This window comes from Aeromicrobium massiliense JC14, assembly GCF_000312105.1.
Classification (GTDB): domain Bacteria; phylum Actinomycetota; class Actinomycetes; order Propionibacteriales; family Nocardioidaceae; genus Aeromicrobium; species Aeromicrobium massiliense.
This window is the reverse complement of sequence record NZ_HE978637.1, coordinates 544,044-567,016: the sequence shown is the minus strand read 5'-3', so window position 1 is coordinate 567,016 and position 22,973 is coordinate 544,044. Positions and strand designations below refer to the sequence as shown.

General features: G+C 71.9%; 20 protein-coding genes. 6 read left to right on the top strand and 14 right to left on the bottom strand.

All coding sequences use genetic code 11. The annotated features are described in order from the left end of the window. Window positions 1-21: 21 nt before the first annotated feature. Window positions 22-1,137 carry a VanZ family protein gene (locus HGAM_RS18730; RefSeq protein WP_019145350.1) on the top strand — a complete coding sequence of 372 codons (1,116 nt, stop codon included), beginning with the start codon at window positions 22-24 and terminating at the stop codon, window positions 1,135-1,137. Here HGAM_RS18730 and HGAM_RS09995 read toward each other — a convergent pair. From HGAM_RS09995 to ftsY, 8 genes are all read right to left on the bottom strand, one after another. Then, complete coding sequence (locus HGAM_RS09995; protein ID WP_019145349.1) at window positions 1,134-2,528, bottom strand: GntP family permease; 1,395 nt, start codon at window positions 2,526-2,528, stop codon at window positions 1,134-1,136. The genes HGAM_RS18730 and HGAM_RS09995 overlap by 4 nt on opposite strands. Beyond that, on the bottom strand, window positions 2,525-3,034 hold the full coding sequence (locus HGAM_RS09990; protein WP_019145348.1) for a gluconokinase: 510 nt from the start codon (window positions 3,032-3,034) through the stop codon (window positions 2,525-2,527). Before HGAM_RS09990 ends, HGAM_RS09995 begins: the two co-directional genes overlap by 4 nt. Window positions 3,035-3,047: 13 nt before the next feature. Next, window positions 3,048-3,872, bottom strand: a complete 825-nt coding sequence (locus HGAM_RS09985) for an MBL fold metallo-hydrolase (RefSeq protein ID WP_019145347.1) — start codon at window positions 3,870-3,872, stop codon at window positions 3,048-3,050. A gap of 9 nt (window positions 3,873-3,881) precedes the next feature. After that, window positions 3,882-5,435 (bottom strand): signal recognition particle protein, encoded by a 1,554-nt coding sequence (ffh, locus tag HGAM_RS09980; RefSeq protein ID WP_019145346.1) that lies wholly within the window; start codon window positions 5,433-5,435, stop codon window positions 3,882-3,884. A 46-nt stretch (window positions 5,436-5,481) separates the two neighbouring features. Continuing rightward, complete coding sequence (locus HGAM_RS18725; RefSeq protein WP_261794760.1) at window positions 5,482-7,752, bottom strand: [protein-PII] uridylyltransferase; 2,271 nt, start codon at window positions 7,750-7,752, stop codon at window positions 5,482-5,484. Beyond that, window positions 7,749-8,087, bottom strand: a complete 339-nt coding sequence (locus tag HGAM_RS20620) for a P-II family nitrogen regulator (RefSeq protein WP_019145344.1) — start codon at window positions 8,085-8,087, stop codon at window positions 7,749-7,751. Before HGAM_RS20620 ends, HGAM_RS18725 begins: the two co-directional genes overlap by 4 nt. Window position 8,088: 1 nt before the next feature. Continuing rightward, entirely contained in the window at window positions 8,089-9,318 is a 1,230-nt protein-coding gene (locus HGAM_RS18720) for an ammonium transporter (protein WP_019145343.1), read from the bottom strand. Between the two features lie 144 nt (window positions 9,319-9,462). Next, window positions 9,463-10,638 (bottom strand): signal recognition particle-docking protein FtsY, encoded by a 1,176-nt coding sequence (gene ftsY, locus HGAM_RS09960; RefSeq protein WP_019145342.1) that lies wholly within the window; start codon window positions 10,636-10,638, stop codon window positions 9,463-9,465. Between the two features lie 153 nt (window positions 10,639-10,791). On the opposite strand from ftsY, the gene HGAM_RS18715 reads away from it, so the two are divergent. After that, window positions 10,792-11,382, top strand: coding sequence for a phosphatase PAP2 family protein (locus HGAM_RS18715; RefSeq protein WP_081591909.1), 591 nt, complete (start codon window positions 10,792-10,794; stop codon window positions 11,380-11,382). A gap of 46 nt (window positions 11,383-11,428) precedes the next feature. On the opposite strand, the gene cydC is transcribed toward HGAM_RS18715, so the two are convergent. The 4 genes from cydC to HGAM_RS09935 are packed head-to-tail and all read right to left on the bottom strand — an operon-like array spanning window position 11,429 to window position 17,097. Then, a complete protein-coding gene (cydC, locus tag HGAM_RS18710) occupies window positions 11,429-13,021 on the bottom strand; it encodes a thiol reductant ABC exporter subunit CydC (protein ID WP_019145340.1) in 1,593 nt (530 codons plus the stop codon). Further along, window positions 13,018-14,643 carry a thiol reductant ABC exporter subunit CydD gene (gene cydD, locus HGAM_RS09945; RefSeq protein WP_019145339.1) on the bottom strand — a complete coding sequence of 542 codons (1,626 nt, stop codon included), beginning with the start codon at window positions 14,641-14,643 and terminating at the stop codon, window positions 13,018-13,020. Before cydD ends, cydC begins: the two co-directional genes overlap by 4 nt. Before the next feature lie 16 nt (window positions 14,644-14,659). Beyond that, on the bottom strand, window positions 14,660-15,673 hold the full coding sequence (gene cydB / locus HGAM_RS09940) for a cytochrome d ubiquinol oxidase subunit II (RefSeq protein WP_019145338.1): 1,014 nt from the start codon (window positions 15,671-15,673) through the stop codon (window positions 14,660-14,662). An 11-nt stretch (window positions 15,674-15,684) separates the two neighbouring features. Then, window positions 15,685-17,097: a cytochrome ubiquinol oxidase subunit I gene (locus tag HGAM_RS09935; protein WP_019145337.1), complete on the bottom strand. Its 1,413-nt coding sequence runs from the start codon at window positions 17,095-17,097 to the stop codon at window positions 15,685-15,687. Window positions 17,098-17,215: 118 nt separating this feature from the next. On the opposite strand from HGAM_RS09935, the gene HGAM_RS09930 reads away from it, so the two are divergent. Together HGAM_RS09930 and HGAM_RS09925 are read left to right on the top strand one after the other, a co-directional pair. Then, a complete protein-coding gene (locus tag HGAM_RS09930; RefSeq protein ID WP_019145336.1) occupies window positions 17,216-17,584 on the top strand; it encodes a BlaI/MecI/CopY family transcriptional regulator in 369 nt (122 codons plus the stop codon). After that, window positions 17,581-18,471 (top strand): M56 family metallopeptidase, encoded by an 891-nt coding sequence (locus HGAM_RS09925; protein WP_019145335.1) that lies wholly within the window; start codon window positions 17,581-17,583, stop codon window positions 18,469-18,471. The genes HGAM_RS09930 and HGAM_RS09925 overlap by 4 nt, the downstream gene beginning before the upstream one ends. Before the next feature lie 88 nt (window positions 18,472-18,559). Here the strand turns inward: HGAM_RS09925 and HGAM_RS18705 are convergent, their stop codons facing one another. After that, a complete protein-coding gene (locus tag HGAM_RS18705; protein WP_019145334.1) occupies window positions 18,560-19,087 on the bottom strand; it encodes a ribonuclease H family protein in 528 nt (175 codons plus the stop codon). Window positions 19,088-19,405: 318 nt separating this feature from the next. On the opposite strand from HGAM_RS18705, the gene HGAM_RS09915 reads away from it, so the two are divergent. Both HGAM_RS09915 and HGAM_RS09910 read left to right on the top strand, forming a co-directional pair. Beyond that, a complete protein-coding gene (locus HGAM_RS09915; protein ID WP_019145333.1) occupies window positions 19,406-20,716 on the top strand; it encodes an HNH endonuclease signature motif containing protein in 1,311 nt (436 codons plus the stop codon). Window positions 20,717-20,794: 78 nt separating this feature from the next. Continuing rightward, window positions 20,795-21,361 (top strand): 1-acyl-sn-glycerol-3-phosphate acyltransferase, encoded by a 567-nt coding sequence (locus HGAM_RS09910; RefSeq protein WP_019145332.1) that lies wholly within the window; start codon window positions 20,795-20,797, stop codon window positions 21,359-21,361. Here HGAM_RS09910 and HGAM_RS18700 read toward each other — a convergent pair. After that, complete coding sequence (locus tag HGAM_RS18700) at window positions 21,358-22,941, bottom strand: SIR2 family protein (RefSeq protein ID WP_020691697.1); 1,584 nt, start codon at window positions 22,939-22,941, stop codon at window positions 21,358-21,360. The two genes, HGAM_RS09910 and HGAM_RS18700, sit on opposite strands and share 4 nt — an antisense overlap. Between the last annotated feature and the right edge of the window lie 32 nt (window positions 22,942-22,973).

Sequence of the window (22,973 nt, the reverse complement as noted above, 5' to 3'; positions counted from 1 at the left end):
GGGCCCGCCTACGCTCGCGGCGTGGACGACGCCTGGACCTGGCCCGCCTGGATCGGCGTCGTACTCGGGTCCGGGGCCTTCCTGGCGCTCCTGGTACCCATCCTGGTCGTCCAGGTCCGCCGGTACGGACGCCTGTCGCTCCTGCGGCTGCTGGGGTCGGCCGCGCTGGTGGTGTACCTGCTCACCCTGGCGGCCTACACGCTGCTCCCCCTGCCCAGCGGCGACCTGACCCAGTGGTGCGCCGAGCACGCGGTGGGTGCGGAGCTGGTGCCGCTGCACAGCCTGGCGGACGTCCGCGAGCAGACCGCCGGGCTCGGGCCGCGCGCGACGTTGACCTCGACCGTCGTCCTGCAGGTCGTGCTGAACGTGGCGCTGTTCGTGCCGTGGGGCGTCCTGGCCCGGCGCTTCGCGGGCCTCAGCCTGCTGCGCGCCACCGCCAGCGGGTTCCTTCTGTCGCTGCTGATCGAGACGACCCAGTACACCGGCTGGTTCGGGCTGGTCGGCTGCAGCTACCGCGTGGGCGACGTCGACGACGTGCTCACCAACACGGCCGGCACCCTGGTCGGCGCGGCGCTCGCGCCGCTGCTGCTCGGCTGGATGCCTGACGCCCGCGCGCTGCGGCGGGAGCGCGACCTCGCCCGCCCGGTCACCACGTGGCGGCGGTGGAGCGGCATGGTCGTGGACCTGGCCGCGTACTCGTTCCTCGGCGGGGTGCTCGTGGTGCTCTACCGCCTGGCCCGGCTGGCGGCGGGCCGGGACGTCCCGCTCGAGACCGGCTGGCCGGAGTGGACGGCGACGGCCGTGCTGCCTGCCCTCGTGGTCGCCCTGCTGCCGGCGCTGAGCCGCTCGGGTGCGTCCCTGGGGCAGCGAGCGATGTGGCTCGCCCCGTCCTGGGACGGACCTCCGCGGCCGTCGCGGCGGGTGCGGCGCGTCCTGGGCACGAGCGGCACGCTGGCGGTGCTGCACGCCGCCGCCACCGCGCCCGGCGTCCCGATGGCGACCGGCGAGGCGCTGACGGCGCTCACCCAGCTGGCGCTCCTGGTCGCGTTCGTCGCGGTGCCCTGCACCCGCGACCGGCGCGGCCTGTCCGGCCTCGCCGCAGGCGTGGTCTACCGCGACGTCCGCGCGGGCGGCTAGAGCAGCCCGACGACGAGGTCGGCGAGCAGCACGACGCCCAGGCCGGTGACCGACAGGACGGTCTCCATGAGCGACCAGGTCTTGATGGTCTGCGGGACGTCCATGCGGAAGTACTCCTTGACCAGCCAGAAGCCCGCGTCGTTGACGTGCGAGAAGAAGACCGAGCCGGCGCCGATGGCCAGCACGAGCAGCGAGGTCTCCACCGAGCCCAGTCCCTCGGCGATCGGGGCCATGATGCCCGCCGCCGTGACGGTGGCGACCGTGGCCGAGCCCGTGGCCAGGCGGATGCCGACGGCGACCAGCCAGGCGACGACCAGCACGGAGAAGCCGGACTCGCTGACCCAGTCGGCGACGACCTGCGCGATGCCGGTCTCGATGAGCGTCTCCTTGAAGCCGCCGCCGGCGCCGACGATGAGGATGATGCCGGCGACGCCGGGCAGCGACCCCTCGACGATCTTCATGACCTCGTCGCGGCTCATGCGCGCGCCGCGGCCGAACACGACCATGGCCACCAGCACCGAGATGAGCAGCGCGATGATCGGGGTGCCGAGGAAGTCGAGCGCGGTGCCCACCCAGTTGTCCACCTCGAGCACGTCCACGACGGCCTTGGCCATCATGAGCACGATCGGCAGCAGGATGGTCGCGACGGTGGCGCCGAAGGACGGACGGGCTCCGTGCTCGGGCACGTTGGTGCGCTCGAACGTCGTGGGCGCGGGAATGCGGACCCAGCGAGCCGCAAGCATGCCGAACAGAGGACCGGCGACGACGATCGTCGGCAGCGCGACGAGGATGCCCAGGCCGAGCGTGGTGCCCAGGTCGGCGCCGACCGCGTCGATCGCGATCAGCGGACCGGGGTGCGGCGGCACGAACGCGTGCATGGCCGACAGGCCGGCCAGGGCCGGGATGCCGAGCGCGACGACGTTCTGCTCCGAGCGCCTGGCGACCAGGAAGACGATCGGCAGCAGCAGGACCAGGCCGATCTCGAAGAACATCGGCAGGCCGATGAGCGCGCCGATGCCGGCCATCGCCCACGGCAGCACGCGGGGGCTCGACCGACCGACGATGGCGTCCACGACGGCGTCCGCTCCCCCGGAGTCGGCCAGCAGCTTGCCGAACATGGCGCCGAGGGCGACCAGGATGCCGACGTTGGCGGACGTCTCGCCGAAGCCCTTCGTGAAGGCGGCGACGGTGTCGACCATCGGCATGGTCGCGACCAGGCCGACGACGAGCGAGCCGATCGTGAGGCTCAGGAACGGGTGGAGCTTGACCACCGTGATGAGCAGGACGAGCACCGCGATGCCCACGAGGGCGGCGGTGATGAGCTGGCCGTCGCCGGCGACGGGATCGACCGCGTCGGTGGCGGCGGGCAGGAGCAGGGTCGGCACGGTCATGCGGGGTTCTCCAGTCCGGCGTCGGCGAGGAAGTGTCGGGCGATCTCGTCCGGGGGCGGCGTGATGTCGTAGACCCAGCCGCGCTCGTCGTCGGCGAGCGGCTCGAGCGTGCGCTCCTGGGACTCCAGCAGCGACACCGGCATGAAGTGCTCGCGGTGCGACATGCGATCGGCGATGAGGTCGTGGTCGCCCACGAGGTGCAGGAACAGCACGTCCGGGGCCGCGTCGCGCAGCACGTCGCGGTAGGCCCGCTTCAGCGCCGAGCAGCTGATGACGCCGCCGGTGTCGGAGCGGTCGGCGAGCCACTGCCCCACCGCACGCAGCCAGGGCCAGCGGTCGTCGTCGTCCAGCGGGGTGCCCGCGGACATCTTCTCGATGTTGGCCGGCGGGTGGTAGTCGTCGCCGTCGGCGTAGGGCACGTCCAGGCGGTCGGCCACCTCGTGGCCCACCGCGGACTTCCCGACGCCGGAGATGCCCATCACGACCACGAGCGGTGCGTTCCCCATGCGCTCGACCGTACTAGCGCCGGTGCCCCGCGGCGCGCGGGGGCACGGCGAGCCGCTCGCCGTCGCGTCCCGGCTCGGCGCCCAGCGCGACCAGCGCGGCGACCAGCTCGGGCTCGGGCGGGTTGTGGTGTCCCAGGTGCACGGCGCGCACCCGCGTCCGCTCGTCCACGGCCCCGGCCTCGCGCAGGCCGGCCAGGACGTCGCCGAACGTGCCCAGGTGCAGGTGGCCGTCGCCGAGGTCGGTGCGCCGGCCGTGGGTCTGCTCGATCAGGACGAGGTCGTAGCGGGCCTCGGCGACCGCGACGTACCAGTCGGACGGCCACGGACCGGTGTCGCAGGCCCAGAGCAGCCGGGCGCCGTCGGGGGCGGTGACGTCGTAGAGCACCGCGTCGCCGTCGGCCATCACCCGGTGGGCGGCGGGCAGGACGCGCACCAGGTGCTCCCCCACCGCCAGCTCGTCACCGGCCTCGACCGGCACGAGCCGCACCGGGTCGTCCGGCCCGATCCAGTCGCGGCACTCCTCGAGCGCGGCGGCGGGGCCCACGACGTCGAGCGGCCCGGCGGACGCCCACGAGCGGAACAGCAGCGCCTGCGGACCGAGGTGGTCGACGTGGGCGTGGGTCACCAGGACGTGACGCACCCCGGCCAGCGAGTGGCCGAGCCGGACCGCCTGCGCCGGCACGCCGGACCCGCAGTCGAGCAGCAGCGTGCCGTCGACCAGCGCGGACGACTGCCCGCGGACCACGCCACGCTCGGCCGCGTCACGGCACGAGCCGCACGCGCAGAACGGGTTGGGCCAGCCGTCGGCCGCACCGCTGCCGAGCAGGACGACGTCCACGGACGTGCCCTACAGGAGGTCCTTGAGCTCCTTGGGCAGCTCGAAGTCCTCGGCGCCGGGCTGGGCGCCGAAGCCGAACGCCGCGGCGCCGTCGGGCTTCTGCTCGGGCTTGCCCTGCGACGCGGCGGCGCGCTTGGCCGGGTTGCCCGACACACGCTTGCCCTTCTTGCCCTTGTTCTGCGGCTTCTGCTTGGCGCCCGCACGCTTGCCGGGCATGCCGGGCATCCCCGCGCCGGGCATGCCGGGCATCCCGGGCATGCCGCCGCCCTTGGCCATCGCCTGCATCATCTTGCGCGCCTCGTAGAAGCGGTCGACGAGCTCGTTGACGTCCTTGACCTGGGTGCCGGAGCCCTTGGAGATGCGCAGGCGGCGCGAGCCGTCGATCAGCTTGGGGTTGTCGCGCTCGGCCGGGGTCATCGACTGGATGACCGCCTTGATGCGCACGACCTGGCTCTCGTCGAAGTTGGCGAGCTGCTCCTTGTACTGGCCCATGCCGGGGAGCATGCCCAGCAGCTTCGTCATCGAGCCCATCTTGCTCATGGCTTCCATCTGCTTGAGGAAGTCGTCGAGCGTGAACGAGCCCTGGACGATCTTGGCCGCGTCCTTCTCGGCCTGCTCGGCGTCGAAGGCCTTCTCGGCCTGCTCGATGAGCGTCATGACGTCGCCCATGTCGAGGATGCGCGAGGCCATGCGGTCGGGGTGGAAGACGTCGAAGTCGGTCAGCTTCTCGCCGGTGGAGGCGAACATGATCGGCCGGCCGGTGAGCGCGCGGACCGACAGCGCGGCACCGCCGCGGGCGTCGCCGTCGAGCTTGGTGAGGACGACACCGGTGAAGTCGACGCCCTCGAGGAAGGCCTGCGCCGTGGCGACGGCGTCCTGGCCGATCATCGCGTCGATGACGAACAGGACCTCGTCGGGGTTCACCGCGGCGCGGATGTCGGCGGCCTGCTGCATGAGCTCGGCGTCGATGCCCAGGCGTCCGGCGGTGTCGACGATGACGACGTCGTGCAGGGTGCGGCGGGCCTCGACGATCGAGTCGCGCGCGACCTGCACCGGGTCGCCGACGCCGTTGCCGGGAGCGGGCGCGTAGACGGTGGCGCCGGCCTGCTCGCCGACGACCTGCAGCTGGGTGACGGCGTTCGGACGCTGGAGGTCGGCGGCCACGAGCATCGGCGAGTGGCCGTTGTCCTTGAACCAGCGGGCGAGCTTGCCGGCGAGCGTCGTCTTTCCGGCGCCCTGGAGGCCGGCGAGCATGATCACGGTCGGGGCGGTCTTGGCGAAGCGGACCCGGCGGGTCTCGCCGCCAAGGGTCGCGACGAGCTCGTCGTTGACGATCTTGATGACCTGCTGGGCCGGGTTGAGCGCCTGGCTCACCTCGGAGCCACGGGCGCGCTCCTTGACGTGCGCGACGAACTCCTTGACGACCGGCAGCGCCACGTCCGCGTCGAGCAGCGCGACGCGGATCTCGCGCGCGGTGGCGTCGATGTCGGCCTCGGAGAGCCGACCCTTGCCGCGCAGGTTCTTGAACGCGGACTGCAGGCGGTCTTGCAGGGAGTCGAACATGGGCGCGGGACGTCCTTGAGTCGAGAGCTTCGGGAACCGTCCCAGCCTAACGGAGGGCCTGCACGAGCCGGTCGCGCAGCGCCCCCGCGGCGTCCGCGTCGAGCGCCTCGCCGTCGGCGGTGACGACGTAGAACACGTCGCGCACCTCGTCCCCGTACGTCGTCAGGTGCGCCGAGCGGATCGAGTGCCCGGCCTCGGCGATCGTGCGACAGATGGCCCAGACCAGTCCCCGCCGGTCGGTCGTCCGCAGCCCGACGAGGGTGGCCGAGGCCCGGCTCTCGAGGATCTCGACCCGCGGCGCCGGGCCGGACGACGGCTCCCAGGCGAGCCGGGCACCCAGGTCGAGCCCGCCGGCCAGCGCCTGGCGCACGCGGGTGCCGACGCGGACGGCCTCGACCTGCTCGCGGGTGACCTCCCACAGCGAGGCGGCCAGCCCGTCCTGGGTGTGCAGGCGCACCGAGCGCACCTGCAGGCCGCTGGTGGCCAGGGCCCCGGCGACGAGCGCCATGAGGCCGGGCCGGTCGCGGCTCACGACGGTGACGAGCGCGCCGGCGGCGCCCCGCTCCTGGACGTGCACCTCGGCGTCCTCCGCGTCCAGCGCCTCCAGGGACGGCACCGGGACGTCCGCGGGCCAGCCCGCGTACTCGTCGGCGTCCGCGGGCACGTCGGCCTGCAGCGCGGCCCGGGTCTTGGCGACCAGCCCGCGCACGAGCCCGGCGCGCCACGCCGTCCAGGCGCTCGGCCCGGTGGCGCGGGCGTCGGCCTCGGTGAGCGCGGCCAGCAGGTCGAGCACCTCGACCGAGCCGACCTCGGCGGCCACCTCCGCGGCCGTGGCCGGATCCTCGATGTCACGGCGCACGGCCAGGCCGGGCAGCAGCAGGTGGTGACGGACGAGGAGCCCGACGGTGGCGGCGTCCGGCTCGGACAGACCCCAACGGCGGGCGACCTGCTCGGCCACCGGCGCGCCGACGACGCTGTGGTCGCCGGGCAGGCCCTTGCCGACGTCGTGCAGCAGCGCGGCGACGAGCAGCAGGTCCGGGCGGGCGACGTCGCGCCGCAGGCTCGACGCGACCACGACCGCCTCGACGCTGTGCCGGTCGACGGTCCAGGTGTGCACCGGCGAGCTCGAGCCGCGCAACCGGACGGCCGCCCACTCCGGGAGCCAGTGGTCGACGACCCCGGCGTGGTCGAGCTCGTCCCACACCGGCACCAGGCCCTCGCCACTGGCGAGCAGGTCGAGCAGGAGCCGCGTCGACGACTCGGGCCACGGGCCGCCCGGCCACCCCGGGAGCTCGCGGGCCAGGCGGGCGGCGCTGCCGGCGTCGATCGGGTAGCCCCGGCGGGCCGCCTGCACGGCCAGCCGCAGCGCCACCTCCGGGTCGCCCGCGGGGTCGGCATCACGGGTCAGCACGACCTCGCCACCGAGCAGAACCACCCCGTCAGCCAGTGGGGTGACGGCCGGTCCGCGCGGCGTCACACGGCGCCGGCGGCCGGCGGTGTCGAGCGCGTCGTCGTAGCGCCGCCAGGTCGTGGTCACGAGGTGGTCGAGCCGGCGGCCCACCGCGCGCACGCCGAGGTCGAGCTCCTCGGGGTCGCGGCCGAGCAGCCGGGCGACGTCGGGGACGAGCTCGGGCAGCAGCTTCTCGGTGTGCCGTCCGGTCACGTCGTGCAGCGCGTCGCGGACGTCCAGCAGCGCGTGCGCGAGGTGCTCGACCTCGGGCAGCGGGACGTCGACGAGCCACGAGGCCACCGCCGCCCGCAGCAGCACCGCGTCGCGCAGGCCGCCCGCGGACGCCTTGAGGTCGGGCACGGCGCTGTGCGCCACCCACCCCGAGCGCTGGATGCGGGTGTCGCGGTCGGCGCGGACGTCCTGGAGCCGGGCACGGGCGGTGCGGCGCCAGTCGGCCATCACCGCCGAGCGCGCCTCCACGACCAGCGCGGCGTCGCCGGCGACCGGGCGGGCATCCATGAGCGCGAACGTGACCCGGAAGTCGCGCGCAGCGAGCTCGCGGGTCTCGGCCGGTGTGCGCACCGAGGCGTCGGGCTTCCAGCCGGCCTCCCACAGCGGGACGGTCAGCCCCTCCATGAGCGTCGCGACCTGGTCGCTCCCCCACGAGTCGTCGTGCAGGACGAGCAGGTCGAGGTCGTTGCGGCCGGACAGCTCGCGGCGTCCGTAGCCGCCGGTCGCGACGACGGCGAGGCCGCGACCCGCCTGCTCGACGTCAGCAGGCAGGGCCGCGGCCACGAGGTCGCGCACGGTCGCGTCGGCGCGGGCGGTGAGCTCCGCGCGACGGGCCGCGAGGTCGGGCTGGGTCAGAGCGCCGCCTCGTCCGTCTCGCCGGTGCGCACGCGCACCACGGAGTCCACCGGGACGACCCAGACCTTGCCGTCGCCGATCTTGCCGGTCTGCGCGGCGGCGGCGATCGTCGAGACGACCGACTCGGCGTCGGCGTCGTCCACGACGACCTCGAGCCGGATCTTGGGCACGAGCGACACGTCGTACTCGGCGCCGCGGTAGACCTCGGTGTGGCCCTTCTGCTGGCCGTAGCCGCTGGCCTCGGTGACGGTCATGCCCGCCACGCCGGCCCCGGCGAGGGCCTCGCGGACCTCTTCCCACTTGTGCGGCTTGATCACCGCGGTCACGAGCTTCATCTCATGCTCCCGTCTTGAGGATGGAACCGCCGCCGCCACCGGCGAAGTCGTAGGCGCTCTCCAGGTGCTCGACCTGGTCGATGCCGGTCACCTCGAGCTCCTCGTCCAGGCGGAAGCCGATCGTGCGGTCGATCAGCAGGCCGATCACGTAGGTGAGGACGAAGGAGTACGCGAGCACGACGACCGCGGCGAGCGTCTGCTTGCCCAGCTGCTCCAGCCCGGCTCCCTCGGTGGCGAGCAGGCCGATCAGCAGGGTACCGACCAGGCCGCCGACGAGGTGGACGCCGACGACGTCCAGCGAGTCGTCGTAGCCGAGGCGGTACTTGAGACCGACGGCGAAGGCGCACAGCACGCCCGCGACGGCGCCGATGGCGATCGAACCGAGCGGCGACGCGGCCCCGGCGGCCGGGGTGATCGCGACCAGGCCGGCGATCGCGCCGGACGCGGCGCCGAGGCTGGTGCCCTTGCCCTCACGGACGAGCTCGACGGCGATCCAGCCGATGATCGCGGCGGCGGTGGCCACGGCGGTGTTGACGAAGGCCAGGCCGGCCAGGCCGTTGGCGCCGACCGCGGAGCCGGCGTTGAAGCCGAACCAGCCGAACCACAGCAGGCCGGCGCCGAGCAGGACGAAGGGCAGGTTGTGCGGGCGCATCGGGTCGCGCTTCCAGCCGACCCGCTTGCCCAGCACGAGCACGAGCGCGAGGCCCGCGGCGCCGGCGTTGATGTGGACGGCGGTGCCGCCGGCGAAGTCGATCGCCTCCAGCTTCGTGGCGATCCAGCCGCCGTCGTCGCCGAAGTCGAAGACCCAGTGCGCGACCGGGAAGTAGACGACCGAGACCCACACGACGGTGAAGACGATCCAACCGGCGAACTTGGTCCGGTCGGCGACCGCGCCGCTGATCAGCGCGACGGTGATGATGGCGAACATCATCTGGAAGCCGGCGAAGACGTACTCGGGGATGGTGCCGTAGGCGGTGTCGACCGCGATGTTCGACAGGCCCAGGCGGTCGAAGCCGCCCAGGACACCGCTGCCGCCGGGGCTGAAGGCCAGCGAGTAGCCGTACAGCACCCACAGGACCGGGACGATCGCGAGCGCGGCGAAGCTCATCATCATCATGTTGAGCACGCTCTTCGCGCGCACCATGCCGCCGTAGAAGAACGCCAGCCCTGGCGTCATGAGCAGGACCAGCGCCGAGCTGGCCAGGATCCACGCGGTGTCGCCGGTATCCATGTGACCTCCGAGGTGTGAGTCGGGCGGGAGGACGTCCCCGCCGCGTCACAGACTCGTCGGCCCCGATTTCGGTTCCCGGCCACGCACGTTGCGCGCAGGTCACGAAACCGCGCTGCGTGTGAACAGCGCGTTACACGGCCCGGGTCAGGACAGCAGCGCGTCCACGAACTCGGCCGGGTCGAACGGCGCCAGGTCGTCGGCGCCCTCGCCGAGGCCGACGAACTTCACCGGCACGCCGAGCGTGCGCTGCACGCCGATGACGATGCCGCCCTTGGCCGTGCCGTCGAGCTTGGTCAGCACGACGCCCGAGACGTCGACGACCTCGCTGAAGATCTTGGCCTGGGTCATGCCGTTCTGGCCGGTGGTGGCGTCGATGACCAGCAGCACCTCGGTGACCGGGGCCTGCTTCTCGATGACCCGCTTGACCTTGCCGAGCTCGTCCATGAGGCCGGCCTTCGTGTGCAGGCGGCCGGCGGTGTCGACCAGGACGACGTCGACGCCGTCGGCGATGCCCTGCTTGACCGCGTCGAAGCCGACGCTCGCCGGGTCGCCGCCCTCGGGGCCGCGGACGGTCGGGACGCCGACGCGCTCGCCCCAGGTCTGCAGCTGGTCGGCGGCGGCGGCGCGAAAGGTGTCGGCGGCACCGAGCAGGACGCTGCGGTCCTCGGCCACCAGGACGCGGGCCAGGCGGCCGACGGTGGTGGTCTTGCCGGTGCCGTTCACGCCGACGACGAGCACGACGCCGGGCTTGCCGTCGTCGCCGACGGTGTGCAGCGTGCGGTCGAGCTCAGGGCCGACGGCGGCGACGAGCTCGTCGCGCAGCACCTGGCGGGCGCGCTCGGGGTCGGCGACGCCCTCGACGCGCAGGCGGGTGCGCAGGCTCTCGACCAGGTCCTGGGTCGGCTGGACGCCGACGTCGGCGGCGAGCAGCGTGTCCTCGATCTCCTCCCAGACGTCGTCGTCGAGCTTCTCGCGACCGATCAGCGCGAGCAGGCCCTTGCCCAGGGACGAGTTGGAGCGCGACAGCCGAGCGCGCAGCCGGGCGAGCCGGCCCCCGGGCGCCTCGGGACGCTCGATGGTCGTGGTGGGCGCGGCCTTCTCGTCGGCCGGCACCTCCTCGAACGGCGGCTCCTCGTCCTCGGAGGCCAGGTGCGGCTCGGGGTGCTCGGGGTGCTCGATCGTCTCGGTGGTGATCTCGTCGAGCACCTCCGGCGGCGGCAGCTCCTTGCGTCCGCGGGAGACGAACAGGCCGGCCCCGACACCCACCAGGGCGACGAGGGCGACCAGGGCGACGATGAGGATCTCGAGAGTCACGTCCACCCCGCGATCCTATGCGCAGCCGCTCGGGCGACCGCGGCCGGTGACGGGGCGCGTCGGCCCGCGTCCCGCCCGCTCCGCCGTGCCGCCACCGCTCGGCGTGCCTAGGCTCGGCCGGGCACGCGGGCCGCGTGGCCCGCCGGGAGGACGGGAGCGATGACGCGTCGAGCATCCCACCACGACGGTGCCGTGGCGGTCGTCTCCGTGGCGGCGTACTGCGTCCTGACGGCCCGGTTCGCCCGCGAGCCCGGCCCCCGTGAGCGGCGCCTGTTCACGGCGCTCAACGACGGACCCCACGGACCCTGGCTGCGCGTCCCCCAGCAGCTGGGGACGCCCTGGGCCCTGCCCGTCGCGAGCGCCGTGCTGCTCGCCCGGGGCCGTCGGGCGGACGCGCTGGCCGCCGTGGCGGCACTGCCGCTGGTGAAGGGCCTGGAGGTGGCGACGAAGAAGGCCTGGGACCGGCCCCGCCCGCTCATGGTCACGCCGACCGCGCTCCGCGACGACGCACCCGTCGAGGGCCCGTCGCAGCCGTCCGGCCACACCGCGATCGCCGCGGCCGCCACCTACCTGGTCGCGCCGGCCGTCCCGCCCGCGGTCGCCGGCGGGCTCGCCGCCGCGACCGCGGCCGCCTCGTACGTCCGGGTCAACCAGGGGGCGCACTGGCCGAGCGACGTGGTGACCGGGACGTTCCTGGGGCTGGGCGTCGCCGCCGGGCTGCGCTGGGGCGTCGCGCGACTTCTCTCCTGAGGGACCGCCGCGGGACGGCATGGCCGTGCCGTCCCGCGACGGTGGTCTAGACGGACGCGACCGCGTCCAGGTGCACCACGACGTCGGCGCGGGCCAGCACCCGCGGGTCGTGGGAGACGAGCAGCAGGCTGCGTCCGGGACGCAGGGCCAGCAGGTCGTCGACGAGCGCGTCGGCGGTCTGCTCGTCCAGGTGCTCGGTCGGCTCGTCCAGCACGAGCACCCGGTGCCCGCCGAGCAGCAGCCGCGCGAGGGCCAGACGCTGGCGCTCGCCGCCCGAGAGGCGTCCGCCGCGCTCGCCGGTGCGGGTGTCGAGGCCGTCGGGCAGGGTCGCGACGAAGTCGGCCAGGCCGGCGGACTCCAGCGCCTCCCACAGCCGGGCGTCGCCTGCGGCCGGGTCGCCCACGCGCAGGTTCTCGCGGATCGTCGTGTCGAAGACGTGCTCGTCCTGGCCGAGGTAGCCGACGACCGAGCGGACGTCCGCGCCGCGCAGACGATCGACGACGACGCCGCCGAGCTCGACCGTGCCGGCGCGGGCCGGCAGCAGGCGCAGCAGCGTCAGCGCCAGCGTGCTCTTGCCGCCGCCGCTGCGTCCGGCGACGGCGACGAGCCCGCCCTCGGGCAGGTCGAGGTCGATGCCGCTCGCGACGGGGGTGTCGCCCCAGCCGACGGCCAGGTCGCGCACCCGCAGGTCGTGCCCGGCCGGGAGCCGCTCGGGGTGCTCGGGGTCCGGCACCGGGGCGGGCTTCTCGTGGAACGCGCGCAGCCGGCGGTCGGCGGCGTCGGTGACCGCACGCAAGCCCTCGGCAGCCACGACGTCCGAGAAGGGGTCGACCAGCGCGACGTGGGCGAGCACGAGGACGGCGACGAGCACCGGGGCGAGGCTGCCGTCGGTGGCCACGACCGAGCTGAGCACGACGGCGACGCCGGTCGCGACCAGCACGAGCGCGTTGCCCAGGCCGGTCGTCCAGGCCAGGTGGTTCTGGGCGGCGGCCAACCGCGCGTCGACGCCACGCAGACGCTCGCGCACCGGCTCCCCCGCGCCGTAGGCGACCAGGTCGGGGGCGTTGAGCACGAGCTCGGACGCCTCGGCGGCCAGCTCGCCACGCAGCGGCGCGACCTGCGCCTGGCGGCTCGACTCGACCCACCGGGTGAGCAGGTGGACACCGGCAGCGGTCGCGCCGGCCGTCGTCAGGACGACGAGCGCGGCCCGCCAGTCCAGGAAGGCCAGCAGCGAGACGACCACCAGCACGCTGGCCGTCGTGATCGTCCACGGCAGGCGGACGCGCAGCAGCCGGTCCTGGCCGGACTCCACGTCGGCGACGACCCGGCTGACCAGGTCGCCGCGGCGGGTGTCGCCGAGCCCGCCCGGCGCGAGCCGCTCGAGGTCGTCGTACACCGCCAGGCGTCGGCGGGTGGCCAGCTCGAAGGCGGCGTCGTGGGTCAGCAGCCGCTCGCCGTAGCGCAGCGCCGCCCGGGCGATGCCGAAGAACCGGACGCCGACGATGGCGACCATCAGGTACATGACCGGCGGCTGCTCGGCCGCGCGCGAGATGAGCCAGGCCGAGACCAGCAGCAGGCCGATCGCGGCCAGCTGGGACAGCGCGCCGAGCAGGGTGCCGAGGGCGAGACGCCTCCTCATCGGACCGTCACCTCCTGCCGTCCACCGACGGCGATCGTCGTGTCGGCCGCCGCGACCACGTCGCGGTGGTGGGCCACCACGACCACGGTGGCGCCGAGGTCGCGCAGGCTGCGCAGCACCGTGGCCTCCGCGGCCGCGTCGAGCCCGGCCGTCGGCTCGTCCATGAGGACGAGCCGCGCCTCGCCGCAGCGGACGGCGAGCAGGGCGCGCGCGATGCCGACGCGCCGCCGCTCCCCCGCCGACAGGTCGCGGCCCTGGTCCTCGAGCACGCGGTCGAGCGGAAGGTCGGGCGCGCCGGCGCCGACCAGCGCCCGGGCGACCTCGTCGTCGGACGCGTCGCGGGCACCCAGGCGGACGTTCGCGGCGACGGTGTCGCGCAGCAGCCCGGGCACCTGCGGCACCCAGGCGACCTGGCGGCGCCAGGCGGCGGGATCGGCGGTGGCCAGGTCGACGCCACCGACGAGCACGCGGCCGGTCGTGGGGCGCAGGAAGCCGAGCAGGACGTCCAGCAGGGTCGACTTGCCCGACCCGGACGGGCCGGTGAGCGCGACGAACGAGCCCGGCTCGATCGTCGCGGTGACCGGCGCGAGCACGGGCACGTCGCGGCCCGGGCGGGTGACGCCGACCGCGTCCAGGACGACGGGGGCGGTCGCTACGGACGGGACGGCGGCGGTGCCTGCCGCGCGCTCGTGGTCGAGCAGGTCGAGCGCGTCGCCGGCGGCGGCCACGCCCTCCTGGCTCGCGTGGAAGTGCGAGCCCATCTGCTTCACCGGCAGGAACGCCTCGGGCGCGAGGAGCAGGACGAACAGGCCCGGCCCGAGCGCCATGTGTCCCTCGACGACGCGCAGGCCGATGCTCACGGCGACCAGCGCGACGCAGATGGTCGAGAACAGCTCGAGCGTGAACGACGACAGGAAGGCCATGCGCAGCGCCTTGACCGACTCGCGCCGGTGCTGGTCACCGACCTTGCGCAGGCCGCGGTCCTGACGGCGTCCGTGGACCTTGAGCACCCGCAGGCCATCGAGCACGTCGCCGAAGTGGGCGCCCAGGCGCTGCAGCGCCTCGTAGCGACGGTCGACCTTGTCGCGGGTCAGCTTGCCCACGAGCACCAGGAACATCACGACCAGCGGCAGCGTGATCGCGACGGTGAACGCGGCGACCAGGTCGGTCGTCGCGATCGCCACCACCACGGTGGCGGGGACGAGCGCGGTGAGCACGAGCTGCGGCAGGAACTTGCCGAAGTACGGGTCCAGGGCGTCCAGGCCCGGCCCCAGGAGGCTGACCACGCGCGCCGACTCGGGCCGGTCGCCGATCCGGCGCGGGTCGAGCACCGCCGCGGTCACCTCGTCGCGCAGCCCGCTCTTGACCGCGACGGACGCCCGCTCCGACAGCAGCGCGTGCACCCAGGCCAGGCCGGCGCGGGCGGTGAAGCACAGCGCCACGCCGGTCAGCATCGCTGCGGTGGCCGAGCGTCCCTCGAACCCCCGCGCGATCAGCCAGGCCAGCAGCGCGGCCTGCGCGACGACGACCACGGCGGTCGCCACGCCCACCGCGATGCTCGCGGCGAGGTAGCGGCGCACCGCGCGCGAGCGGCGCACCAGGCGGGGGTCGAGCGGCTTCACGGTCGGTCCTTCCCGCTCAGGACGCGGCGAGGGTCTCGGTCGGGATGTGGTGCGTCCCGATCCGCTTGCGGAAGACCCAGTACGACCAGGCCTGGTAGCCCAGGACGATCGGGGTGAACAGCCCGGCGACCCAGGTCATGATCGTGAGCGTGTAGTCCGTCGACGACGCGTTCTCGACCGTCAGGTTCCACGCCGGGTCCAGCGAGCTGGGCATGACGTCGGGGAACAGCCCGGTGAAGAGCATCACCGTGACCAGGGCGATCGCCAGGAAGGTGCCGGTGAACGCCCAGCCGTCACGCTGCGCCACCGCGGCGAGCAGGCCGCCGACGAGGGCGAGGGCGGCCAGCGCGCCGAGCACCCACACCGCCGTCTGGTCCTGGTCCATGCCGGTCCAGAAGATGAAGACCACGGCCAGCAGCGCCGCGCCGAGCCCGGCCTTGACCGCGAGCGCGTTCGCCCGGGTGCGGATGTCGCCGACCGTCTTGAGCGACACGAACATCGCGCCGTGCACGAGGAAGACCGACAGCGTCACCAGGCCGCCGAGCAGCGCGTACGGGTTGAGCAGGTCGAGCAGGGTGCCGACGAACTCCTTGTCGGCGTCGATCGGCACGCCGCGCACGATGTTGCTCAGCGCCACGCCCCACACGAACGCGGGCAGGAACGAGCCGACCATGATCGCCCGGTCCCAGCCCTTCTTCCAGGCGGCGCCCTCACGCTTGTGCCGGTACTCGAAGCCCACGGCGCGCACGATGAGCGCCACGAGGATCGCGAACAGCGGCAGGTAGAAGCCGCTGAACAACGTCGCGTACCACTCGGGGAACGCCGCGAAGGTGGCTCCGCCGGCGACGATGAGCCAGACCTCGTTGCCGTCCCAGACCGGGCCGATGGTGTTGAGCAGCACGCGCCGCTCGGTCTCGCTGCGGCCCATGACGGCCATGAGCATGCCGACCCCGAAGTCGAACCCCTCGAGGGTGAGGTAGCCGACCCACAGGACGGCGATGAGGATGAACCAGACGGTGGTGAGCTCCATGAGGATGCCTCTCAGTACGCGAACGCCAGGGGCGTGTCGTCGTCGACGTCGTCGGGGTGGCGGGGCGCGGCCTCGTCCGGCAGGCCCTTGTTGATGTAGGCCAGCAGGAGCTTGACCTCGATGACCGCGAGCACGCCGTACAGCGCGGTGAAGCCGATGAGCGACGTCAGGACGGTGCCGGCGCTGACCCCGGGCGAGACGCCCGCCGCAGTCGGCAGCATCCCGAACACCAACCACGGCTGGCGGCCCATCTCGGTGAAGATCCAGCCGAAGGAGTTGCCGAACAGGGGCAGGAACGGCAGCGCCACGCCGAGCCAGGCCCAGCGCCGGTGGGTGAGCGTGCGGCCCTTGCGCGTGACCCACAGCAGCCACGCGCCGGCGGCGGCCGCGGCCATGCCGAGGGCGATCATCCAGCGGAACGCCCAGTAGGTGACCGGGATGTTCGGCGAGTACTTCACGCCCTCGCCGTACTTCGCCTCGTACTCGGCCTGCAGGCTGTTGATGCCGCGCACCTCGGAGTCGAAGTCGCCGTTGGCCAGGTACGACAGCAGGTGCGGCACCTTGATCGACCACAGCTCGTGCTTCCCGTCGGGCGTGCCGACGGTCAGGATCGAGAAGGACGCCGGCTGCTCGTCCTCGTACAGGCCCTCGGCGGCGGCCATCTTCATGGGCTGGACGTCCATCATCACCTTCGACTGCATGTCGCCGGTGATGGCGACGCCGAGGCCGGAGATGACGAGGGTGACGGCGCCCAGGCGCATCGCGGTGCGCCAGGTGTCGGCGTGGCCGTCGTCCGAGCGGCGCACCAGCCGCCACAGCGCGACGCCGGCGACGAAGCCGCCGCCGACCAGGAAGCAGGCGGTGATCTGGTGCGGGAAGGTCACGAGGACGACCGGGTTGGTCATGACCGCCCAGAAGTCGGTGAGCTCGGCGCGGTTCAGCGTCTCGTTGAAGGTGAAGCCGACCGGGTTCTGCATGAACGAGTTCGCGGCGAGGATGAAGTAGGCACTGAGCACCGTGCCGATCGCGGCGATCCAGATCGTCGCGAGGTGGACGCCCGGCCGCAGCTTCTCCCAGCCGAAGATCCACAGGCCCAGGAAGGTCGACTCCAGGAAGAACGCGAGCAGGCCCTCGATGGCCAGCGGGGCGCCGAAGATGTCGCCGACGAAGCGGGAGTAGTCGCTCCAGTTCATCCCGAACTGGAACTCCTGCACGATGCCGGTGACGATGCCCATCGCGAAGTTGATCAGGAAGAGCTTGCCGAAGAACTTGGTGAGCCGCAGGTACTTCTCGTCCTGCGTGCGGAACCACGCGGTCTGCAGGCCGGCGACCAGGAACGACAGTCCGATCGTGATCGGGACGAAGAAGAAGTGGTAGACGGTGGTGATGCCGAACTGCCACCGCGCGATCTCGAGTGCTTCCATGCGAGGTCCTAGGGAAGGTCCGAACTACTACGAGTCGTAGTAACTACTACGGAGCGTAGTACGCTGGAGCGCACGGTCTCAACGAAGTACTACCTCACGTAGTAGAGAGGATGGTCACATGCCGCGGCTCGGGGAGCTGGAGCGCTCGGTCATGAACGCGCTCTGGGACGCGCCCGCACCGATGACGGTGCGCGAGGTGCAGGAGAAGCTCGACGAGCGCGACCTGGCCTACACGACCGTCATGACCGTGCTGGACCGCCTGGACAAGAAGGACATGGTCGTGCGCGAGCGCGACGGACGCGCCTACCGCTACGGCCCGGCCGTCTCCCGCGACGCCGCGACGTCCGAGCTGCTGCACGCCGTGCTCGACAGCGCCGGCGACGACCGCACCGCGGCGCTCGTCCACTTCGCCCGCACCGTCGACCCGTCCGAGGCGGCCGCCCTGCGCAGCGCGCTCGACGAGATCCTGGCGATGGACGACCGGTGACCCCGATCTGGCTGGGCCTGCTCGGGCTGGCGCTCGCGCTCCCCATCCCGGCCCTGCTCGCCCGCAGCACCTGGCCGCTCCGCGCGCCCCGCGCGGGCATCGTCATGTGGCAGTCGCTGGCCGTGGCGGCCATCCTCGCGACGTCCGGCGCCGGCCTGTCGACCGCGCTGTGGCTGGTGTCGGTCGACGACCCCTCCCCCTGGCGCGTCGCGCTGCACGTCGCCGTGCTCGGCATCGGCGTGCTCGTCTGGGCCCGGTTCTGGTGGGCGGCCTGGACGGTGTGGCGCCGCACCGGCGAGCGCCGTCGCCGCCAGCGCCACCTCGTCGACCTGCTCGGCGAGCCCGACGGCGCCGAGCCCGCGCTGCGCGTGCTGCGCCACGAGACGCCGATCGCCTACTGCCTGCCGGACCGCACGAAGGCCCGCGTCGTGGTCTCCAGCGGCACGATCGACCTGCTCGACGACGACGGCCTGCAGGCGGTGCTGGAGCACGAGCGCTCGCACGTCCGCTCCCGCCACGACCTGGTGCTCGAGGGGTTCGAGTTCCTGCGTGCCGCCTACCCGCGGTTCCTGCGCACCGACGCGCCGCTGCACCAGAGCCAGGTCATGGTCGAGCTGCTCGCCGACGACGCCGCGCGCCGCGTGGGCGGGGTGAAGCCGGTCGCGAAGGCGCTGGTCACCCTGGCCGACGCACCGACGCCGGCCGGTGCGCTCGGTCTCGGCTCGGCCGCGGCCGTCCGGCTGGACCGCCTGCGCGACCCCGACCCGAGCAACCGGCTCGCCGCCGCGTCGCTCTACCTGTTCTCGGCCGCCGTCGTCGTGGTCCCCACGGTCGCGATCGCGATCCCGTGGATGGTGCACGCCTGGAGCGTCCTGCTCGAGCGCTAGGCCTTCCGGTCCCTGAGCCTGTCGAAGGGACCCGAGCCTGCCGTCCGGTCCCTGAGCCTGTCGCCCGCTCCCAGAACCGGTCGGAGGACTAGGCGCGCGCGGCGGTGCGCAGCTCGGCGACGTCGCCGCGGGCGGCCCGCGCCGACGCCTGACCGGCCAGCTCGTCGGCGGCCACGTTGAGCGGCCACACCGTGCGGTCGGTCAGGTGCGCCTTGACCTTCTGGAAGAACACCGGGGTGCGGCTGTCGCGGCGCTCCTGCATGAGCGCGTAGATCGCCTGGACGATCTCCACGTTGGCCACGACCTCCTTCTTGGAGTTGCGCCACCCGTTGCGCGCCCAGCCCGCGGCCCACGTCGTCGAGCAGCCGATCGTGTACGCCGAGTCGGCCTGCAGCACGAGCGGACGTCCGGCGAAGTCGCGCAGCGCGTTCTCCACCGCCAGCAGCTCGCCGATGTTGTTGGTGCCCTCGACCAGCCCCCCGCACGCCGAGGTGCCGTCGTCGGCGACGTACGCCCAGCCGGTCGGACCGGGGTTGCGCACGCTCGACCCGTCCGTCCCGACCACGATCGCGCCGGGCAGCGCGAGGACGTCGGTGTGCGAGCGGGTCAGCGTCATGAAGGCTCCTGCGAGGGGGTTGGGGGGTGAGGCTCGGCGACCCTATCGGGCGCACGTCGCCGCACGGTCGCCCGAGGGGCTGATGACGGCGCGGCTGGGTGCTCGGCAGGGTGGGTTCGTCGAGCCCTCGGTGCGTGGTCGCCCGAGGGCTGATGACGTAGGAGTCAGGCGCTCGGCGCAGTGAGTTCGTCGACTCGCCCGAGCCCGCTCGCTGAGCTTGTCGAAGCGTCGAGAAAGGCTGGAATTCCGGGGATATCGCGTTGCTCCTGTCACCCCGTCGAGGTAGACTAGAACAAACGTTCGACACGGGGGTTACGGATGATCAGCGACCAGGTTCAGGCACTGCTGGAGGAGTCCAGCACGCTCGAGCCGTGGACGCTGACCGACCGCGAGATCCGGGCCGAACTCAAAGCCGCAGCCCGGGCAGCCGCCGCGTTGCAGGCGCTGACCGTTCGGCTCACCGCGGCCGCCGAGGATCGTGGCCTCCCCCGTGAGGACGGCTGCACCTCCCCCGCCGTCTGGCTGGCCAACACCACGAACGTGTCGAAGCGCGAGGCGTCGAAGCTCGTCTCGCTCACGCGGCTCGACCCGACGCGCGGCACCCTCACCCGCGAACGGTGGGCCACCGGCCGGCTGACGACCGAGCAGGCGCACATCATCCTCAAGGCGCTCGACGCCCTGCCGGAGTGGTTCGTGGACGAGCAGCACGACGACGCTGAAGCCACCCTCCTCGAACACGCCCGCGAGTTCGGGGCGGACGACCTGCGCCGGCTCGCGAACCGGATCGTCGAGGTCGTGGATCCCGACTCGGCCGACGAGATCATCGGCGCCCAGCTCGAGCGCCAGGAGAAGCAGGCCTGGGACGAGACCCACCTCTCCATCACCAGGATGGGACGAGGTCGCAGCAGCATCCGAGGCGTGCTCCCGGACGTGCAGGCCGACATGCTCAAGACCGTCCTCGAAGGGCTCGCCTCACCCCGCCGCGATGGCGCGATCTTCCGCGACGTCGACGGCGACCACTCCGACGCCGAGATCGGCCGCCTCGACCACGCCCGCCGGATGGGCTTGGCCCTGTGCGAGCTGGTCGAGCACCTCCCGCAGGACGCGTTCCCGCAGGCCGGCGGCGTCGCCGCCACGGTGACGATCAACATCGACTACGACGACCTGCGCGAGCGGGTCTCCCGGGCCACGCTTTCCACGGGCGCGAGCATGAGCGCATCGCAGGCCCGACGGCTCGCTTGCAGCGCCAGCCTGATCCCGGTGGTGCTCGACGGCGACTCCCGGGTGCTCGACCTCGGAACCAGCAAGCGACTGCACGACCGCTACCAGCGCATCGCCCTCGCCACCCGCGACAAGGGCTGCTCGTGGAAGGGCTGCGACCGGCCACCGGGCTGGTGCGAGGCCCACCACTTGGTCCCGTTCAGCCACGGCGGCGAGACCTCGATCGACAACGGCGCGCTCTTCTGCTTCTTCCACCACCACCTGCTCCACGACAGCGATTGGACCGCCCGGTTGAGTCAGGACGGCGTCGTCGAAGTCATCCCACCACCACGCATCGATCCACAGCAGCGACCCCTCCGCCACGCCCGCCACGTCAAGCACCGACCCCGCGTCCTCGAACCCGCCTGACTACCGTTGCCCGAGCCTGTCGAAGGCCCCCGCGCGCCTGCGCGCGACCGCGCCGCCCTGCCCCTCTACGCTCTCCCCATGCTGCGTCAGCGATTCGCCAGAGCCGTCACTCGTGTCATGGGCTACAAGATGGTCGGCGAGGTGCCGCCGAACGGCATCCTCGTGGGTGCGCCGCACACGTCCAACTGGGACTTCGTCACGATGCTGCTGGTCATGTGGCACGGCGGCGAGCACCCGCGGGTGCTGGTCAAGAAGCAGCTGTTCTTCTTCCCGCTCGGGCCGATCCTGCGGCTGTTCGGCGGCATCCCGATCGACCGCGAGAACGCGAGCACGATCGTCGCCGAGCTCGTCGACGAGGCCAAGGAGGGCGAGCACTTCCGGCTCGTCTTCGCCGCCGAGGGCACCCGCAGCAAGGGCGAGTACTGGAAGTCCGGCTTCTACCGCCTCTCGCAGCAGACCGGTCTGCCCGTGACGCTCGCGTTCTTCGAGCCCAAGACGAAGACGATGGGCTTCGGACCGAGCTTCGTGGCGTCCGGCGACGTCAAGGCCGACATGGACCTCGTCCGCGAGTTCTACGCCGACAAGGTGGGCATCCGACCGAAGAACGCCACGCTTCCCCGCCTCCGCGAGGAGGAGCGCGCCTAGCCGAGCCGGAACTGCGTGGAGCCATTGCCCCTCACCGTTCGGACGTCACCGCTTTTCACGCGACGTTCAACCTGAGCCAGAATCGGCTGCGGATCAGGCCGGGCGCCTTCCTTCGGATGATAGTCGGCCACCGCTGGGTAAATTTTCACAATCGCCTGCAACGCATCATTGATCGATTCCCTAACCGCTTCCTTCTGCGTCCCGTTGTAAATCTCGCCACTCAGTACTCGCTTGGCTACGTCTACTGCATAGGCGACGTCTTCGTCAGCAGATCCCCGGAGGTTGTATTCCACCTCCTCCTGAAGGCGCTCCGCAAGCTCCTTCGCCGCAGAATCCGAGATTTTGCGCGACCACACAGCAGGCCAGTGCACTCCACTGTTCAGCATCTCATCGCGATATTTTGGCTGGCCGCCGCTGGCAACGGCGAATGCGAAGAACTCTGTGATTTCGCGCGCAGGACCCAGACGCTGCAGCATCCCTGTGACCTTCTCCCACTGGTCAAGCCCCACGTATCCAGTAGCAAGTAGTCGGAGATAGGTCTTTCGCGCACGTGGCAGCAGACCCGCAGGAATGTTCTCAAGTTCGATCTGAGAGGTCATATCAGTGATGAGCGCGCGACGTCCAGGGCCAGCATGGGCGCGAAAGACGCGCGCGTGGCGAATTTCAATTTCCTCCAACGACCGCTCAATTCGGTCCAAGCGAGCCGCGGACACAAAGTGCTTGTTGCGAGAGGCGTCCGGCGAGGGCCCATCCACTAGGCGCATAAGAAACTCACCATGCAGGGATGAGATCTCGTCCGGTGAGAGCTCCTCCGTAGAATCAGAAAGCACGATAGTCCGCAAGCCCACAGCGCGATACAACTCTTCGAGGACCGGGTTTGGTTGCGTTCGCACGATATATGAAGGCGTCCGATCGGCTTCTGGAACATCCTTCATCATTTCGAGCAGTTTGAACCAGATTACGCGGATATTGATATCTCGGAAACTGTAACCCATAAACAGCACTGATCGCCCGAGTAGATCCGAGCGAAATTTCAGGTCCATCGGCGACTCGAAATCGAGCCTTCTGTAGTACGAGGACTCAGTCAGCACCAGTGAGTCTTCGTGCTTCAAGTCGCCATGATACTTGACGATTTGAGTCTTCGTCGTGTCCGCCAGCGCCACATCTTTGGGCAGAACGACCGACGACGCCGGAACACCTAGCTGTTTGTAGGTGCGCTCGAGGATATCGTCGTAGTTCGTGGTGTATATCTGCGGCGCCCCCAAATTCACCAACTCCACATGCGATCCGGAAACGGTTGGATCGACGTCCGCAGCGAGACCGCGCTCCAAGAGGTGACGGATCGGGCCGATATGACGATCTGACTTGAGGTAAAGGTACTCAGCGACCTGAAGCAGATCATCATTCGCGAACTCGAGGATCGAGTCAAATTCTGGGAGGTCCTTGTCCATCTCAGCCGCCACGTTCCGCAGCATGGTTTCCCAGTCAGGAAGACCGACCGCGACCGAAAGTCCCGCACCAACGAATGGGATGACCCGCCGTTGCTGGGTCAGCAGGAATAGTTCCTCTGGAATTCGCATATCGGCAGACTAGTCGCCCTGCCGCAACCTGT

What these genes read in the sequence shown, in the direction of transcription:
- HGAM_RS09995 (WP_019145349.1), bottom strand. Translation starts at nt 2,528, where the DNA reads ATGACCGTGCCGACCCTGCTCCTGCCCGCCGCCACCGACGCGGTCGAT.
- HGAM_RS09990 (WP_019145348.1), bottom strand. Translation starts at nt 3,034, where the DNA reads ATGGGGAACGCACCGCTCGTGGTCGTGATGGGCATCTCCGGCGTCGGG.
- ffh (WP_019145346.1), bottom strand. Translation starts at nt 5,435, where the DNA reads ATGTTCGACTCCCTGCAAGACCGCCTGCAGTCCGCGTTCAAGAACCTG.
- HGAM_RS20620 (WP_019145344.1), bottom strand. Translation starts at nt 8,087, where the DNA reads ATGAAGCTCGTGACCGCGGTGATCAAGCCGCACAAGTGGGAAGAGGTC.
- HGAM_RS18720 (WP_019145343.1), bottom strand. Translation starts at nt 9,318, where the DNA reads ATGGATACCGGCGACACCGCGTGGATCCTGGCCAGCTCGGCGCTGGTC.
- HGAM_RS18715 (WP_081591909.1), top strand. Translation starts at nt 10,792, where the DNA reads ATGACGCGTCGAGCATCCCACCACGACGGTGCCGTGGCGGTCGTCTCC.
- cydC (WP_019145340.1), bottom strand. Translation starts at nt 13,021, where the DNA reads ATGAGGAGGCGTCTCGCCCTCGGCACCCTGCTCGGCGCGCTGTCCCAG.
- cydB (WP_019145338.1), bottom strand. Translation starts at nt 15,673, where the DNA reads ATGGAGCTCACCACCGTCTGGTTCATCCTCATCGCCGTCCTGTGGGTC.
- HGAM_RS09935 (WP_019145337.1), bottom strand. Translation starts at nt 17,097, where the DNA reads ATGGAAGCACTCGAGATCGCGCGGTGGCAGTTCGGCATCACCACCGTC.
- HGAM_RS09930 (WP_019145336.1), top strand. Translation starts at nt 17,216, where the DNA reads ATGCCGCGGCTCGGGGAGCTGGAGCGCTCGGTCATGAACGCGCTCTGG.
- HGAM_RS18705 (WP_019145334.1), bottom strand. Translation starts at nt 19,087, where the DNA reads ATGACGCTGACCCGCTCGCACACCGACGTCCTCGCGCTGCCCGGCGCG.
- HGAM_RS09915 (WP_019145333.1), top strand. Translation starts at nt 19,406, where the DNA reads ATGATCAGCGACCAGGTTCAGGCACTGCTGGAGGAGTCCAGCACGCTC.
- HGAM_RS09910 (WP_019145332.1), top strand. Translation starts at nt 20,795, where the DNA reads ATGCTGCGTCAGCGATTCGCCAGAGCCGTCACTCGTGTCATGGGCTAC.
- HGAM_RS18700 (WP_020691697.1), bottom strand. Translation starts at nt 22,941, where the DNA reads ATGCGAATTCCAGAGGAACTATTCCTGCTGACCCAGCAACGGCGGGTC.